17 protein-coding genes are annotated in these 15352 nt (G+C 68.7%); 11 read left to right on the top strand and 6 right to left on the bottom strand.

The window, feature by feature from the left end; all coding sequences use genetic code 11:
• Positions 1-821: 821 nt before the first annotated feature.
• Entirely contained in the window at positions 822-1736 is a 915-nt protein-coding gene (locus tag ACWDOP_RS18485; RefSeq protein ID WP_456346072.1) for a sterol desaturase family protein, read from the bottom strand.
• 140 nt (positions 1737-1876) lie between these two features.
• Here ACWDOP_RS18485 and ACWDOP_RS18490 point away from each other — a divergent pair, with 140 nt between their 5' ends.
• The 5 genes from ACWDOP_RS18490 (at position 1877) to ACWDOP_RS18510 (ending at position 6238) form a co-directional block, all read left to right on the top strand.
• Positions 1877-3079: a sensor histidine kinase gene (locus ACWDOP_RS18490; RefSeq protein WP_456346073.1), complete on the top strand. Its 1203-nt coding sequence runs from the start codon at positions 1877-1879 to the stop codon at positions 3077-3079.
• Positions 3076-3738 carry a response regulator gene (locus ACWDOP_RS18495; protein WP_456346074.1) on the top strand — a complete coding sequence of 221 codons (663 nt, stop codon included), beginning with the start codon at positions 3076-3078 and terminating at the stop codon, positions 3736-3738. The genes ACWDOP_RS18490 and ACWDOP_RS18495 overlap by 4 nt, the downstream gene beginning before the upstream one ends.
• 89 nt (positions 3739-3827) lie before the next feature.
• Entirely contained in the window at positions 3828-5051 is a 1224-nt protein-coding gene (locus ACWDOP_RS18500; RefSeq protein WP_456346075.1) for an Rv3212 family protein, read from the top strand.
• Positions 5052-5147: 96 nt separating this feature from the next.
• Entirely contained in the window at positions 5148-5741 is a 594-nt protein-coding gene (locus tag ACWDOP_RS18505) for an acid phosphatase (RefSeq protein ID WP_456346076.1), read from the top strand.
• An 11-nt stretch (positions 5742-5752) separates the two neighbouring features.
• Positions 5753-6238, top strand: coding sequence for an N-acetyltransferase family protein (locus tag ACWDOP_RS18510; protein WP_456346077.1), 486 nt, complete (start codon positions 5753-5755; stop codon positions 6236-6238).
• Between the two features lie 238 nt (positions 6239-6476).
• Here the strand turns inward: ACWDOP_RS18510 and ACWDOP_RS18515 are convergent, their stop codons facing one another.
• Entirely contained in the window at positions 6477-6899 is a 423-nt protein-coding gene (locus ACWDOP_RS18515) for a hypothetical protein (protein ID WP_456346078.1), read from the bottom strand.
• A gap of 199 nt (positions 6900-7098) precedes the next feature.
• Between ACWDOP_RS18515 and ACWDOP_RS18520 the strand changes: the two genes are divergently transcribed.
• The gene (locus ACWDOP_RS18520) at positions 7099-8037 is read left to right on the top strand and encodes a diacylglycerol/lipid kinase family protein (protein ID WP_454203583.1); all 939 of its coding nucleotides are present in this window, start codon (positions 7099-7101) and stop codon (positions 8035-8037) included.
• 259 nt (positions 8038-8296) lie between these two features.
• Entirely contained in the window at positions 8297-8551 is a 255-nt protein-coding gene (locus ACWDOP_RS18525; RefSeq protein ID WP_033087439.1) for a WhiB family transcriptional regulator, read from the top strand.
• 309 nt (positions 8552-8860) lie between these two features.
• Here ACWDOP_RS18525 and ACWDOP_RS18530 read toward each other — a convergent pair whose 3' ends face one another.
• Positions 8861-10375 carry a sensor histidine kinase gene (locus ACWDOP_RS18530; RefSeq protein WP_454203584.1) on the bottom strand — a complete coding sequence of 505 codons (1515 nt, stop codon included), beginning with the start codon at positions 10373-10375 and terminating at the stop codon, positions 8861-8863.
• A 117-nt stretch (positions 10376-10492) separates the two neighbouring features.
• Entirely contained in the window at positions 10493-10708 is a 216-nt protein-coding gene (locus tag ACWDOP_RS18535; protein WP_454203585.1) for a biotin/lipoyl-binding carrier protein, read from the bottom strand.
• Positions 10709-10797: 89 nt separating this feature from the next.
• Here ACWDOP_RS18535 and ACWDOP_RS18540 point away from each other — a divergent pair, with 89 nt between their 5' ends.
• On the top strand, positions 10798-10872 hold the full coding sequence (locus ACWDOP_RS18540; RefSeq protein WP_153805149.1) for a 50S ribosomal protein bL37: 75 nt from the start codon (positions 10798-10800) through the stop codon (positions 10870-10872).
• A 78-nt stretch (positions 10873-10950) separates the two neighbouring features.
• On the opposite strand, the gene rsrA is transcribed toward ACWDOP_RS18540, so the two are convergent.
• Positions 10951-11217 carry a mycothiol system anti-sigma-R factor gene (gene rsrA, locus ACWDOP_RS18545; protein ID WP_354987376.1) on the bottom strand — a complete coding sequence of 89 codons (267 nt, stop codon included), beginning with the start codon at positions 11215-11217 and terminating at the stop codon, positions 10951-10953.
• Between the two features lie 8 nt (positions 11218-11225).
• Positions 11226-12101, bottom strand: a complete 876-nt coding sequence (locus ACWDOP_RS18550) for a sigma-70 family RNA polymerase sigma factor (protein WP_454203586.1) — start codon at positions 12099-12101, stop codon at positions 11226-11228.
• A 174-nt stretch (positions 12102-12275) separates the two neighbouring features.
• Here ACWDOP_RS18550 and ybaK point away from each other — a divergent pair, with 174 nt between their 5' ends.
• From ybaK to ACWDOP_RS18565, 3 genes are all read left to right on the top strand, one after another.
• Entirely contained in the window at positions 12276-12770 is a 495-nt protein-coding gene (gene ybaK / locus ACWDOP_RS18555) for a Cys-tRNA(Pro) deacylase (RefSeq protein WP_454203587.1), read from the top strand.
• Between the two features lie 169 nt (positions 12771-12939).
• Positions 12940-13491, top strand: a complete 552-nt coding sequence (locus ACWDOP_RS18560) for a MarR family winged helix-turn-helix transcriptional regulator (RefSeq protein WP_456346079.1) — start codon at positions 12940-12942, stop codon at positions 13489-13491.
• Entirely contained in the window at positions 13488-15182 is a 1695-nt protein-coding gene (locus ACWDOP_RS18565; protein ID WP_456346080.1) for an MDR family MFS transporter, read from the top strand. The genes ACWDOP_RS18560 and ACWDOP_RS18565 overlap by 4 nt, the downstream gene beginning before the upstream one ends.
• Positions 15183-15352 lie beyond the last annotated feature (170 nt).

A 15352-nucleotide genomic window follows, 5' to 3' on the forward strand; every position in this document is an offset into this window, starting at 1 on the left:
ACCCCGGCCAAGGCAACGCGCGCCAAGAAGGCCCCGGCCGCCGAGGCAGCCGAGCCCGTCAAGGCGAAGGCCAAGAAGGCAGCCGCCGAGCCGGCCAAGGCCACCCGGGGCAAGAAGGCCGCCGAGGCGCCCGAACCGCCGAAGGCGAAGAAGACCGCCAAGAAGGCCGAGGCCCCCGCCCCGGCCAAGGCGAAGAAAGCAACGAAGGCAGCCGCCGAGCCCCTCCCCGCGACCCCCGCCAAGGGCCGCACCCGCAAGGCCGCCGCCGAAGTAGCCTGACCGCACAACCCCTGAACCGTTCGGCCGGGCTGTCCCCACAGCCCGGCCGAACGCGTATCTAAGCCACCCCGAACAACTTCCGATGCGGTCCGGGGCTGTCGCACGTGCCGAACCGATCGAGAGGCCACCCGCACCAAGCAGGCGGCCAAGCCCCCAGAGCCCACCAAGCCGACCCAGGAAAGAAGACCGCCGAACGCAAGGTGGCGGAAGTCGCTAGGCGGTACTCACCCATACGTCAGGCCGCACGCAATCTCCAACGGCGCCTGGACGTCCTAGCCGTGCGATGTGTTCCGCTTGGAGTCGGTAAACACCCGGCCGTCATAGCAACGCTCGGTCCCCGGCGAGTTCGAGACACCAGCCGGGCGGCGGCCCCTGACGGATCGGCATCGGAGGCCCCGCAGGAGGCGGGGAACTACAACACAGGTTCTATCACCCGCATGCATCCCGAGACAGTCTGAAAGACAAGCGAACTCGCACGTCGCAGTCGATCGCCGAATCTTCTCCGCCACAGTGGCTTCCACACCCGGCGCGCGGCGTCCGGATCAGACCGGGGCGGCGGCTCGTTCGGCTTCGGGGGACGGTGCCGGAAGGGGGGTGGGGGTGGGGGTGGGGGTGGGGGTCTCGGTCCAGCCGGGTGGGCCGAAGACGTAGGTCAGGCGGGCCCGCCAGGTACGGGCGGTGCGGACGTCGTGGACCAGGTCCAGGAGCTCGGTGTAGTTCACCTTCAGGGGGTTGTCGGTGTTGATGTCTTTCGTCAGGCCGTAGCGGATCGGCTCGGTCTCGGCGGCGAAGGTGCCGAACAGGCGATCCCAGACTATGAAGACGCCGCCGTAGTTCTTGTCCAGGTAGGGCTGGTTGGAGCCGTGGTGGACGCGATGGTGGGCGGGGGTGTTGAACACGAACTCCAGGGGGCGGGGCAGGGTCCGGACCCGTTGGGTGTGGATCGGGAACTGGTAGAGCAGGCCGATGCTCTGCAGGGCGAAGATCATCCACACCGGCAGGCCGATCAGGGCCGCCGGCACCCAGGCCAGGCCGCGCAGCTGCTGGGCGACCGGATGCGCCCACGGCAGCCGGATGGCGGTCGAGAAATTGAAGAACCGGCTCGAGTGATGAACGCTGTGCGAGGTCCACAGCAGCCGGATCCGATGATCGGCGCGATGGGCCCAGTAGTAGCAGAAATCGGTGACCACCAGCCCGAGCAACCAGACCCACCAGGTCCCCGCCGCCAGGCTCCACGGCGTGAGCGCGGCGGCCACCACCACCGCCGAGAACGGAAGCAGCTGCGCCAGAACGGGTTTGGACACGCGACTGAGCGCGAAGGTCACGATGTTGGACGCGGTGTCGCGCCCGGAGATGCCGTTGGCGGGCCGATCGGGATCACGGCGATCGGCGATCCATTCGATCAGCATGAGCACCGCGAACGCGGGCAGCGCGTAGATGAAGGTGTCTTTGTCCATGCTGGCTCCGATCGAGAACTCCCGCCGGCGGCGGCACACTCGACGCTACCGATCACGCCGCCCCGAATCGTCGCGCCCGCGGGGGATCGCGCATCCCCCGCGCGGGGGACCGGCCCGGCCGGGAGTAGCGTCCGCACGAGGTGACCGGCGAGACGGACGAGGGTGATACCGACGTGGATGTGACCAGGTCACTGACCCGGCAGTCGCTGGTGGTGGCACTGGTGGCGGCGGTGGTCGACACCGCGCAACTCGCGTTGAGCGGGGCGTTCGGCGCCGCCCCCGCAATCGCCTGGCCGCTGGCCGCCACGGTGGTCGCCGCGGACCTGGCACTGGCCGCCGCGCCCGCCGCCCGCGCCGTGGTCACGGTGGCCGCCGCACAGGCCGCCATCCAGGTCGCGACGGCGGTCTTCGCCGATCACTACGCCATCCCCGCCCGCGTGCCCGACGTGGGCTTCCTGGTCGCGGGCTATCGCGCCGGAGCCTGGCTCAGCGGGTTCACCTCGATCGGCACGGTGGCCCTGCTCGCCGTCGGCGGAGCCGTTGCCAACCTGCTGGCGGGCGGAATCCTCGCGCGCGACTGGCGCCTGTTCCCGCTGGCGGCGGCGGGCGGCGTGGTGCCGTGGCTCGTCGGCCGCTACACCACCGCGCGCGGCGCGTACATCGCCGAACTCGAACAGCGCGAACGACTCCGGCAGGCAGACCAGCTGGCCGCCCTCGATCGCGCCCTGGTGGACGAGCGCGCCGCCATCGCCCGCGACCTGCACGACGTGATCACCCATCACGTGAGCGCCATCGGCATGCACGCCGGAGCCGCGCGAATAGCCCTGTCCCACACCGACGAAACCGCCGCAGCCGGATCGCTGTCCGCGGTGGAGACCAGCTCGCGCGCGGCGATGGTCGATCTGCGGCGGCAACTGGACCTGCTGCACGGCCGCGACGACGGGCAGCGCCGCCCCGGCCTGGTCGATATCGGCGAACTGCTGGAGCGCGTCCGGGCGACGGGTTCGATCGTGCGACTGGACATCACCGGCGAGCCGCCGGTGCTGCCGCAGTCACTGGACGTCATGCTCTATCGCGTGGTCCAGGAGATGCTCACCAACGCGCTGCGGCACGGCCGGGATCCGGTGGATCTGGAGATCCGCTACCACCCCACCCGCGTCGAGCTGCGCGAAGCCAATCCCGTCGCCGCCACTACCGACACGGCCCCGCGAGAGTACCCCCGGCGCGGTCTGGACGGCATCCGCCGCCGGGTCGAATTGTTCGGCGGCACAGTCCGTTCCGGCGTGGACGACACCGGCGCGAACTGGGAGATCCTGGTCTCGGTCCCGATCGGCGCGGCATGAGCATCCGCGTCCTGATCGCCGACGATCACACCATGTTCCGCTCCGGCCTGCGCGCGGTGGTCGACGCCCACCCCGACCTCGAGTGCGTGGCCGAGGTCGGCGACGGCCGCGCCGCCATCGCGGCCGCCGCCCGCCTGCGCCCGGACGTGGCCATCCTCGACGTGCGGATGCCCAAACTCGACGGGCTCGCCGCCACCGAGGCCATCGTGGCCGCCGGCGGCACCCGGGTGCTCGTGCTCACGACCTACGACAGCGAGGACGGCCTGCACCGCGCCCTGACCGCAGGGGCCAGCGGCTTCCTGCTGAAAAGCCTTGCGCCCGAAGAGCTGGTCGCGGCGATCCGCGTCGCGATGCGCGGCGACGCCGTCATCGATCCGTCCATGACCCGGCGGCTGGCCGCCCGCCTGGTCCAGGGCCTGGCGCCGCCCGCGCTGCCGCCCGAACTGGCGAATCTCACCGCCCGCGAACGCGAGGTGCTGTTCCTGCTGGCGGACGCGCGCAGCAACGCCGAGATCGCGGCGGACCTGGGCGTCGGCGAGGAGACCGTCAAGACCCACGTCTCGCGCATCCTGGCCAAACTGGGAGTCCGGGACCGCATCCACGCGGTCGTGTACGCGCACCGCCACGGTCTCGTCCACCCCGCCGCTCCCCCGGACTGAGCCCGTCCGCCCGGTCCACCCGAACCCACGCCGGGGCACGACCCGGCACGCGATCGATGCCGCCCCGCGGATCGGATAGTCTCGCTGTCGTGCTCGCACCCGAGCGGCGAACGCGCGCCGATATCCTGACCGCCGTGGCGATCGCGGCCGTGGTGGCGCTCGCGGCGGGTGTCGTGTGGTGGAACAGCGACGCCCGCGCCACCGAATCGGTGGTGGCCGACCAGACCCTGTCCCCGCCGCCCACCCCGGAGAAACTCCCCGGCGCCATGCGCGAGGCGTGGCAGGCAGCGGACGGCGCGGCCGAGCGGGCCATCGCCGTCGGCGGGGTCGCGGTGACAGCGGCGGGCGACACCGTGCTCGGGCGCAATCCCGCTACGGGCGAACAAGTCTGGAAGTACCAGCGCGATATCCCGTTGTGCGCGGTGGAATCCCAGTTCGGGACCGTGATCGCCACCTACCGCGACGATCGCGGATGTTCGGAGACCACGCTGCTCAACGCCGAGACCGGCGCGCGACTGAGCGCGCGCTCCAGCTACATGGACGACGAGGTGCAACTGTCCGTCGACGGCACCTACACCCTCGCGCTGGGCGCGAACCGGCTGGAGATGTGGCGCTCGGACCTGGTGCGCACCCTGGAATACGGCTACGTCGACGCGCCCGTGAACCCGCGCACCCAGCCCCGCCAGGGCTGCGCGCTGCTGTCCGCGGCCTCGGGGTCGAGCCGCCTCGCGGTCCTGGAACGCTGCCCCCGGGAGACCTCGGACCGGCTCACCGTCCTCAATCCCGCGCCCAAGGACAGCACCACCCCCGAGGAACACAGCTCGCACATTCTCACCGAGCCCGGCGCCGCGGTCGGCGGCGCGCGCGTGATCGCGGTGTCCGACAGCCGGGTCGCGGTGTACCTGCCCGGAACCGAGTCCACCGCACCGCAATTGGCGATCTACGACGTATCGGGCAATCTCGTTGCCACCCATCAGCTTTCGGCTCCGCTCGGCGCGGACGCCTTCGTCTCGCGGGTGGGCGCCAACTACTTCCTGTTCACCGGGGAGAACCTCGTCGCCCTCAACGGCTCGACGCTGGAACCGCTCTGGGGCATCACCCAGGTCCTGGGCACCCCCACCCTGCTCTCGGGCAAGCTGCTGGTCCCGGTCCGCGACGGCCTCGCCGCCCTCGATCCCGTCACCGGCGCGCAGACGCAGCGAATCTCGGTGCAGCGCAGCGATTACCACGACGAGCCGATTTCGCTGATGGCGATCGGCCCGACCGTGCTGGAACGCCGCGGCGACACCCTCGTCGCCCTGGCCGCGAGCTGATCCCGCCAGGGCGCGCACGCCCGGCCCCGGCGGTGTGGCGAACACCCGCCTCCCGGCTAAGCGAGCGGGCGGGCGCCATCCGGCATGATCGAGTTCATGTCAGCGCACGATTATCGATTGGTACTGCTGCGTCACGGCGAAACGGAGTGGTCGGCCGCGCGCCGCCACACCGGTCGCACCGATATCCCGCTGACGCCCACGGGCGAGGAACAGGCGCTGGCGGCGGGCAAGCTCCTCGAGGACCTGCGCCTGCGCGATCCCCTGGTGCTGAGCAGCCCGCGCCAACGCGCCACGCGCACAGCCGAATTGGCCGGCCTCACCGACGTGCGCATCGACGACGACCTGGCCGAGTGGGATTACGGCGCCTACGAGGGCCTGACCACGGTGGAGATCCAGCGCACCGCGCCGGACTGGACCGTGTGGACCGCCGCCGTGCCCGAGGGCGAGACCGCCGAACAGGTCGGCCGGCGCGCGGACCGCGTCCTGGACTCGGTGCTGCCGGAACTGACCCGGCGCGACGTCGTGCTGGTCGGGCACGGCCACTTCTCCCGCGTGCTGATCGCCCGCTGGGCTGAGTTCGGGGTGATCGAAGGCCGCAGATTCTTCCTGTCCACCGCCGCGATCACCGTGCTCGGGCACGACTACCACGCGCGAACCATCCTCGCGCACAACCTGACTCCCTACCGCTGAAAGGGGCCGCCGTGATCCGCCGTGCCACACCCGCCGATATTCCGGCTCTGGTGGGACTCGTCTACGACCTGGCCGAGTACGAGAAGGCGCGCCCGGAGTGCACGCTCACCGAGGAGCAGCTCGAGACCGCGCTGTTCGGCCCCGCCCCCGCCGTGTTCGCCCACGTCGCCGAGGGCCCGGGCGAGACCGGGGTGGTCGGGTGCGCGATCTGGTTCCTGAACTTCTCCACCTGGGACGGCGTGCACGGGATCTACCTGGAGGATCTCTACGTCAAACCGGAGACCCGGGGCCTGGGCCTGGGCCGCGACCTGCTGGCCGCGCTCGCGCGCGAGGCGGTGGATCGGGGCTACAGCCGGGTGGCGTGGTCGGTGCTGGAGTGGAACAAACCGTCCATCGACTTCTACGAGTCGATCGGCGCGGATCTGCAGAGCGAGTGGCAGGGGTACCGGCTCGCGGGCCCGGCCCTGGCGCGCCTGGCCGAACACGCGGCGCACTGACCCGGTCGCGGTCCGGTTCCGGGATTCGACGCACACGATCGGATCAAGGTCAAGCGGGGGAACCGGGCCGCATCGGCGGCCTCGAGATTGCCGGGAGATCGCTACAGCGGGCCGAAACCGGCGTACCTGCCGCAACTACATGGACAGCCGACCAAAATCGCTCTCCGGCTTATTCAGCGGGGTTTACGACCCCGCCGACGATGGTTACCGACCGGCAACCGTCGAATCGCCCCGGCGCCTAGTCCTCGATGTCGTAACCGGCGGCCATCCACCGGCTCGAGGCCGGCGCCATCAGGAGCCCCAGGCCCACGATCGCGGAGATGCCCAGCGGGATGCCGTACCCCGGCTGATGCGAGGTCAGCATGTACCAGGCGGGCGGCAGCAGCAGTAGCTGCGCGATGACGGCGATCGACCGCCCCCAGCGCTTTCCGCGCAGCAGGCCGAGGCCCGCGGCCAGGACCGCGCCCGCCAGCACGAACAGCCACGCGGCGGTCGCGTACCCGTTCACGACGTGCTGATCCGCGCCGGTCGCCGCGCGCAGGACCAGCACCAGCGCCACGATCACCCCCAGCCCGCCCTGCACCGACGCCAGCGCACCGGCCGCCCGCACCGTCCCGGGGACGACCGAAACGTCCGCGTCCACACTGTTCTCCTCAGCCACGCCCCAAGACTACGACCGTGCGTAGTGCTGCGCTCGGTCGCCTCCGCCACGACCGGCCCGCTCACCACCGGTGCGACCCCGCGCCGCACTCGCCCACCGGAGTCCCATCCGGAACCGGGCGGGCCCCGAACAACGAGTGGCGCCCGCGAATGCCGGGTTGCGGGTCGGGCCGAGCGGGGCAACGGGCAAGATGGACGCCGTGCGGACGCTGCTGATCGTGAATCCCAATGCCACCTCGACCACCCCGGCAACTCGCGATCTGCTCGCACACGCGTTGGAATCTCGCACCCAGCTCACCGTCGCGCACACCGAACACCGTGGTCACGCCGCCGAACTCGCGCGCTGGGCGGCCGACAACCGCATGGACCTGATCGTCGTGCACGGCGGCGACGGCACGGTGAACGAGACCATCAACGGCTTCCTCCCGCTGCCCGGCAGCACCCCGCGCGAGTGGTTGCCGCGCCTGGGCGTGATCCCCGGCGGTTCGGCCAACGTGTTCGCGCGCTCGCTCGGGATCGAGCCCGATCCGGTGACCGCCACCAACCAGCTCATCGATCTGCTCGCGCTGGACACCGACCGCCGCATCGGCCTCGGCGTCGCCGACGATCGCTGGTTCACCTTCAGCGCCGGCGTCGGCCTGGACGCGGACGTGTGCGAGGCCATCGATGCCAAGCGCGCCAACGGCAAAGCCGCCACCCCGGCCCGCTACCTGCGCACCACCGTCAACCAGTTCTTCCGCGCCCAGCGCCGCGAACCCCGAGTGCGCCTGGTGATTCCAGGTCACGAACCGGTCACGAAGGTGCACTACGCGTTCGTGACCAACACCAGTCCCTGGACCTACCTCGACAGCACGCCCGTGGTGACGAACCCGGGCACCTCCTTCGAGTCGGGTCTCGGAGTGTTTGCCATGCGAACCATGGGAGTCTTGCCTACACTGTTGATCGCCAGAGAGTTGCTGGCGAGCAATGGAAATCCCAAGGGACACAATTTGTTCCGGGCGGACGACGTGCCGAGCGTGCGCGTCGAGGTCGACGAACCCATCGGGTTGCAAATCGATGGCGACTTCATTGGTCGGCGCAACATGGTGAATTTCACAGCCGTCCCGGATATCCTCGATGTGGTCGCGCCGAAGCCGTAGTCGGCTGGACTCACCTGAGAAACCTTGCGGTTGTGCTGCGAAAACCCGCTAGACCGAGTACAAATGATCCGGCAGGCCCGTCTTGTAGGGGCCTTACAGCGTGAGCTTCCCCACGGTGCACCAAGTATCTATTGACATCTACGGTGTTCGTGAAAGCATTCACAAGCAACCGTGCGGAAACATTCGAGTCGCACAAGTGAACGGACCACAAACCCCGAGGGGCAGAGCCATGTGCATGCCCTAGCAAAGGAGCAGAGGAATGGACTGGCGCCACAAGGCCATCTGTCGCGACGAGGATCCCGAACTGTTTTTCCCGGTGGGTAACAGTGGTCCTGCGCTCGCGCAGATTGCCGATGCCAAGCTGGTCTGCGCTCGCTGCCCTGTCACCGCCGATTGCCTGTCCTGGGCCCTGAAGTCCGGGCAGGACGCCGGTGTATGGGGTGGGATGAGCGAGGACGAGCGTCGCGCTCTCAAGCGTCGCAACGCGCGCACCCGCACCCGCAGCGTCGTCTAGCCGGTACTCGACCGGCACGACGACAACCTGGCGTTTTGGCCCAGCCCAACGGCCAAGACGCAATTCGGCCCGGCACCACCACAGGTGCCGGGCTTCAGTGTGTAAGGACCGGGTTCACATCCCCGATAACGATCGGGCCGCAAACACGAGCGCCCGCGATTGTTGTACACAAGAACAATTCCCGCTCATTGGAATCGCCCTTATCCAAGAATGGCGGGAGGGTCCCGCCTCGAATGTGGCGAGACCCTCACAGGTTTATCTCAGGAATGGTGCGCCTGTTCGGTTTTGTCGGCGTCCGTTTCGCGTTGTTCAGCGCGCCGAACGCCGCCCGAGCGGCACCCGCAGGACAGCGTCGGTGCCGATGTCCGCGCCGGGGTGCAGGCCGATCGAACCGCCGAGTTCGGCCGTGACCAGAGTGCGGACGATTTGCAGGCCCAGCCGGTCCGAAGCCTCCAGGCTGAACCCGTCCGGCAGCCCCCGGCCGTCGTCGCTGATGATGACGTCCAGCCAGCGCGCCGAACGCTCGGAACGGATGGTGACGGTACCGTTCTCGCCCGAATCGAAGGCGTGCTCGATCGCGTTCTGCACCAGCTCGGTGAGCACCATGACCAGCGGCGTCGCCCGTTCCGCGGAGAACACGCCCAGCGAGCCGGCGCGCCGGACCTTGATCCGCGCGGTGTGCACGGTCGCCACGTCGGCCATTATCGGCAGCAGGCGGTCCACCACCTCGTCGAGATCGACTTCCTCGTCAACCGACATCGACAACATTTCGTGTACCGAGGCGATGGAGGTCACCCGGCGCACCGACTCGGTCAGCGCGAGGCGCGCCTCCTCGTTCTCGGTGCGGCGGGCCTGCAGGCGCAGCAGCGCGGCCACGGTCTGCAGGTTGTTCTTCACCCGATGGTGGATCTCACGAATCGTCGCGTCCTTGGACAGCAGCGCGCGGTCGCGGCGCTTGACCTCGGTGACATCGCGGACCAGCACGGCCGCGCCGGCGAGTTCGCCGTGCGGGCGCAGCACCAGCGTGCGCAGCAGGACCGTGGCCCCGCGCGCCTCGACTTCCATTCTGCGCCCGGCCTTTCCGGCGAGCGCGGCCTGGATGTCGCCGACCACCTCCTGCGCGTCGAAGGGGTCGGTGATGAGCGAGCGGGTGGTCAGCGCCAGGTCCTGGCCGACCAGATCGTTCTGCAAACCCATGCGGTGGTAGGCCGAAAGTGCGTTGGGGCTGGCGTAATCCACGATGCCGTCGGTGTCGAGCCGGATGAAACCGTCGCCCGCGCGCGGGCTCGAGTGCGAACCGGTGCGATCCTCGAGCGCGGGGAAGGTGCCGTCGGCGACCATCTGGCACAGGTCGTCGGCGCAGGACATGTACGCGATCTCCAAGCTGGAGCGCATCTTTCGGCGTTGCACGTCGGTGTCGCGGCCGAGAATCGCTATCACGTCGTCGCCGACGCGAACCGGGATGGCCTCGCGGATCGCGGCCACCGGGTGCGGGTGGTAGACCCCGGCGACCTCCCCGTCGGAGTCGACGCGATCGATCTCACCGGTGAGCAGCGCCTGGAAAATCTGTGCGAAGGCCTCTTTACTGGCCAGCGATCCGACCAGGTCCTCCGGGTGCACGGTGGGCGCGGTGGTCGGGCGGCACTGGGCGACGCACACCACGTCCGCGCCGTCGGTGATCGGACCGGTCCCGACCCACAGGTGCAGGTCCGCGAAGGACAGGTCGGCCAGCAGCTGCCAGTCCCCCACCACCCGCTGCAGATGATCGACGGCCGCACCCGGTAGATCGGTGTGCTCGGCCAGTAGATCGCTCAGTGTCGACATTCCACCCACGCTCCTCTGCTCCCACAACAGAGCAATCCTCGCATGACGACGCCGGGAACCGTGCCCCAGCGGAGGCGAGCGACGAGGCCCGAACCGGCCGGAGCGGGGGCAGAAAATCTAGCTGATGACCGCGATCAGGTCGTCCTTCTGGATCACGTCGCCGGGCTTCACGTTGATCGAGGTCACCGTCCCGTCGGACTCGGCCACCACCGGAATCTCCATCTTCATCGACTCCAGGATGACCAGGGTGTCACCTTCGCTCACCTGATCGCCCACCGCGGCGACGATCTGGTAGACGGTCGACACCATCTCCGCGAGCACTTCCTCGGCCATGACACCTCTTCGTTTCCGTGGACCTGTATCCGCTGAAGGTACACCCAACCACACATGAAAGAATGAGCTAAACAGAAGGGAGAATACCTATGGGTAAGCGTGGACGTAAGAAGCGCGGCCGGAAGAAGAACGCAGCCAACCACGGCAAGCGTCCCAACGCCTGAGCTGGGCTTATAGCTCCAAATGCACTGAGCGGCACGACTTCCGAGGAAGTGTGCCGCTCATGCTTTTCCCGGGGGTCGTCAGGCGCCGGGTTCGATCTTGGTCTCGACCTGCGTGAAGGTCGTGCGGATCTCCATCGTCAGGCGCGCGCGCAGGGACTCGGGGGCGCGTTCGCCGCCGCACTTGCGGTTCAGCAGCGACTTGAGCTTCTCTTCCAGCCCGTACGCCTCGATGCACGGCGAGCAGCGGTTGATGTGTTCCTGCAGACGGGCTTTCGCCGTCTCGTCACACTCGTTGTCCAGCAGCAGCCAGACATCGGCGAGGACCGACGTGCAGTCCATGTCCATGTCGTCGCTCACTGGTTTACCTCCTGACGCGTGCCATTGCCCGAACGATTGAAGCCGCGCTCGCGGGCCACGTCGGCGAGCAGCCCCTTGAGCTGCTTGCGGCCGCGGTGCAGGCGGGACATGACGGTTCCGATCGGGGTTCCCATGATGTCGGCGATTTCCTTGTAGGGGAAGCCCTCCACGTCGGCGTAGTACACCGCCATCCGGAATTCCTCGGGCAGCTCCTGCAGAGCGCGCTTGATGTCGTCGTCGGGCAGCGCCTCCAGGGCCTCCATCTCGGCCGAGCGCAACCCCTGGGAGGTGTGTTCGGCGGTGGCGGCGAGCTGCCAGTCGGTGATCTCGTCGGTCGGATACTGCGCGGGCTGGCGCTGCTTCTTCCGGTACGAGTTGATGTAGGTGTTGGTCAGGATGCGGTACAGCCAGGCGCGCAGGTTGGTGCCCTCGCGGAAGGAGCGGAAGCCCTGGTACGCCTTCGCGAAGGTCTCCTGCACCAGATCCTCGGCATCGGCCGGGTTGCGCGTCATGCGCAGCGCGGCGCCGTACAGCTGATCCAGCATCGGCAGCGCGTCGCGTTCGAAACGCCGCCCCAGTTCCTCGGCGCTCTCGCTGCTGCGCGCGCCCGTCTCATCGGCCTCGCCGGCGGCCGCGTCGTCGTTCTCGACCGCTAGGTCCCCGCCCCCGTCGACGGTCTCGGCTGATTCCGAGTCGTCATCGGGCAGGCGATCGACCACCATGTCGTCGTCGCTCACGCTATTCCCTTCGATCGCCGTAGCAGTTGAATCTACCGCGAGCGGGATACGGGCCGGGAACCCGGCGGGGGGCGCGACGTCGGTGAGGATGTCGAACAGTTCGATCCGCACCGGGTCTTCGACCAAGACGGTCACCGACTCCTCCTAAGTGAACGATGGCGGCGCGGACCGGGGCTGACCGATGCGTGCGCCGTGCGGATGATCTCTCCGCGATACGCGTATGGCGTGCAACAGGGTCGGCGGCCGGCATGTTCCCGGGGTAATGAAATCCGCTATCGGGCCGAGGTGGGGGCTGTCTAGGGTGAGCGCATGGCAGCTGCTTCGACCCCCGCGATCAAGGTGCTGGTGCAGGCCCGCGCCGAGCATCGGGTGCACGCGTACACCCACGATCCGCGCAGCGACTCCTACGGCGCCGAGGCCGTCGACGCGCTCGCCGAGCAGCTCGGGCTGGTACCCGGGCAGATCTTCAAGACCCTGGTGATCGACCTCGGGGCCGGCGGGCTGGCGGTGGCGGTGCTGCCGGTGCCGACCTCGCTCTCGCTCAAGGCCGCGGCGGCGGCGCTCGGCGGTGGCAAGGCGGTCATGGCCGACAAGACGCGCGCCGAACGCACGACCGGCTATGTGCTGGGCGGTATTTCACCGCTCGGGCAGAAGAAGCGGCTGCCGACGGTGATCGACGAATCGGCGCTGGGCTTCGACCGGGTGCTGTGCAGCGCGGGCAAGCGCGGGCTGGAGATCGAGGTCGCGCCCGCCGATCTGGTGACGCTCACGGGCGCGGTGACCGCGGACATCGCGGTGCGCTGAAATTCGGAGCGACCCCCCGAGCTGCGGTGATGCCGCGGCGAGCGGGTGAGTCCGGCCACGTGCCGGGGAATATCCGGAAAGAAACTTGCCTTTAGACAACTATCTGCACATACTTGCATCTTGCAACTAGTTGACCCATGCAAGAAGTTTCCGGATACAAGGAGGTGGCATGGCCGCCGACCCCGCGACCACCGGCTGCGTCGTCACCGACGACCTGGCCGACACCGTCGCGCACCAGATCATTCGCCTCGGCCGGCTGCGTGATCGCACCAACGCGCAGATCGCCGCCGCCACCAACGGCGAGGTCGAACCGGCCGCGTTCGCCATCCTGTTCCAGCTGATCCACCACGGGCCCATGCGTTCGGGCGCGCTGGCCGAAGCCCTGTTCTCCGACGCCTCCACCATCAGCAGGCAGGCGGCCAACCTGGTCAAGCGCGGCTTCCTGGAGCGGCGCGCGGACAACACGGACGGGCGCGTGAGCGTCCTGGCCGTCACCGAGACCGGGCGCGCGGTCGCCGCGGAGATCCGCACCCGGCGCAACGAATCACTGCAGCTCATCATGAGCGACTGGACCCCGGGCGAACGCGCGAGCTTCGCCACCCTGCTGAGCCGTTTCGTCGACGACTACGAACTCAGCCGCTCCGCCATCCTGGCCGCCCTCTACCCGAAGGCCGACCCCACACTTCACCCGAAAACCGATTCCGCAGAGAGCAATTCGTGACGACAACAACGCAGAACGAAGCATCACCGGCCGGGTTCACGCACAAGCAGATCATGGTCGTGCTCAGCGGCCTGCTGCTGGGCATGCTGCTGGGCGCGCTCGACCAGACGATCGTGTCGACCTCCATCCGCACCATTGCCGATGACCTGCAGGGTTATTCGATGCAGGCGTGGGTCACCACGGCGTACCTGATCACCGCGACCCTCTCCACCCCGCTGTACGGCAAGCTCTCGGACATGTACGGCCGCAAGCCGTTCTACCTGGCGGCCATCATCATCTTCGTGCTCGGGTCGCTGCTGTGCACGTTCTCCCAGTCCATGTACGAACTGGCCGCCTTCCGCGCGTTCCAGGGACTGGGCGCGGGCGGTCTGATGTCGCTGGCGCTGACGATCCTCGGCGATATGGTCGGCCCGCGCGAGCGCGCCCGCTACCAGGGTTACTTCCTGGCGGTCTTCGGCACCTCCAGCGTGGCCGGACCGGTGCTGGGCGGCGTGCTGGCCGGGCAGAGCGAGATCCTCGGCATCTCCGGCTGGCGCTGGGTGTTCCTGGTGAACGTGCCGCTCGGCATCATCGCGCTGGCGGTGGTCGCCAAGGTGCTCAACCTGCCGAAGGTGCCCCGGCCCAAGGTCGCGGTCGACTGGTTCGGCGTGCTGACCATGGCCATCGGCCTGGTGCCGCTGCTGGTCGTGGCCGAGCAGGGTCGCGAATGGGGTTGGAGCAGTACGAGTTCGATCATCTGCTACGCGCTGGGCGTGTTCGGCCTGCTCGGGTTCATCGCGGTCGAGGCCAAACTCGGTGACGCCGCGCTGATTCCGCTGCGCATGTTCAAGAACTCGACCTTCGCCATCGGCGTCGGCATCTCGATCGTGGTGGGCGCGGCCATGTTCGGCGGCATGACCATGATCCCGCAGTACCTGCAGGTGGTGCGCGGATCCAGCCCGACGCTGGCGGGTATGCAGATGCTGCCGTTGGTCATCGGCATGATGGTGGCCTCGATCGTGGCCGGTCAGACCATCTCCCGGACCGGGCGCTACCGGGTGTTCCCGCCGCTGGGCGCGGGCTTGCTGGTGCTGGGCCTGTTCCTGCTGCACTTCGTCACCGCCGACACCGCCCTGGGCGTGACCATGGCGTTCATGCTGATCGTCGGCCTGGGCCTGGGCAACCTCATGCAGCCGCTGACCCTGGCCATCCAGAACGCGCTGCCGCCCAAGGACATGGGCGTGTCCACGGCCGCGGCGACGTTCTTCCGGCAGATCGGCGGCACCCTGGGCGTCGCGGTGTTCCTGTCGATCATGTTCGCCCAGGTCGGGCCCAACATCAGCACCGAACTGCGGTCCGCGGCAACCGATCCGGCCTTCCAGTCCGCGGTCGTGCAGGGTACGCACAGCGACAACGCGGCCGAGGCCGCGCTGGCCACCGGGCTCGCGACACAGAACCCGGAGGCCGCGGCCAAGGTGCTCGACGACAGCTCGGTGATTCAGCAGCTGAGCCCGACGCTGGCGCATCCGTTCAAGGTCGGCTTCGCCAACGCCATGGACACGGTGTTCCTGGCCGCGGCCGGGGTCGCGTTGCTCGCGCTGATCCTGGTGCTGTTCTGGAAGGAGGTGCCGCTGCGCACCGCGGGCGGCATCCAGGCGGCACAGCAGGAGAAGGAGAAGGTGGACGAGGCCGCGGCCTCGATCATCCCGTGACGACGGGCGGGGCCGGCCCCGCCGCCTGACACGCACGCGTCCGGTCGCGATTCCACGAGTCGCGGCCGGATGTGTGCGTTACTTGTCTGTACATGCGTTATCCGTCTCGCAAGGTTCGTTCGACCCCGAGGATGTGATGCGGTTATGTCTCCCCAACGGCGTTTTCGCCT

Source organism: Nocardia sp. NPDC003693, from assembly GCF_053981095.1.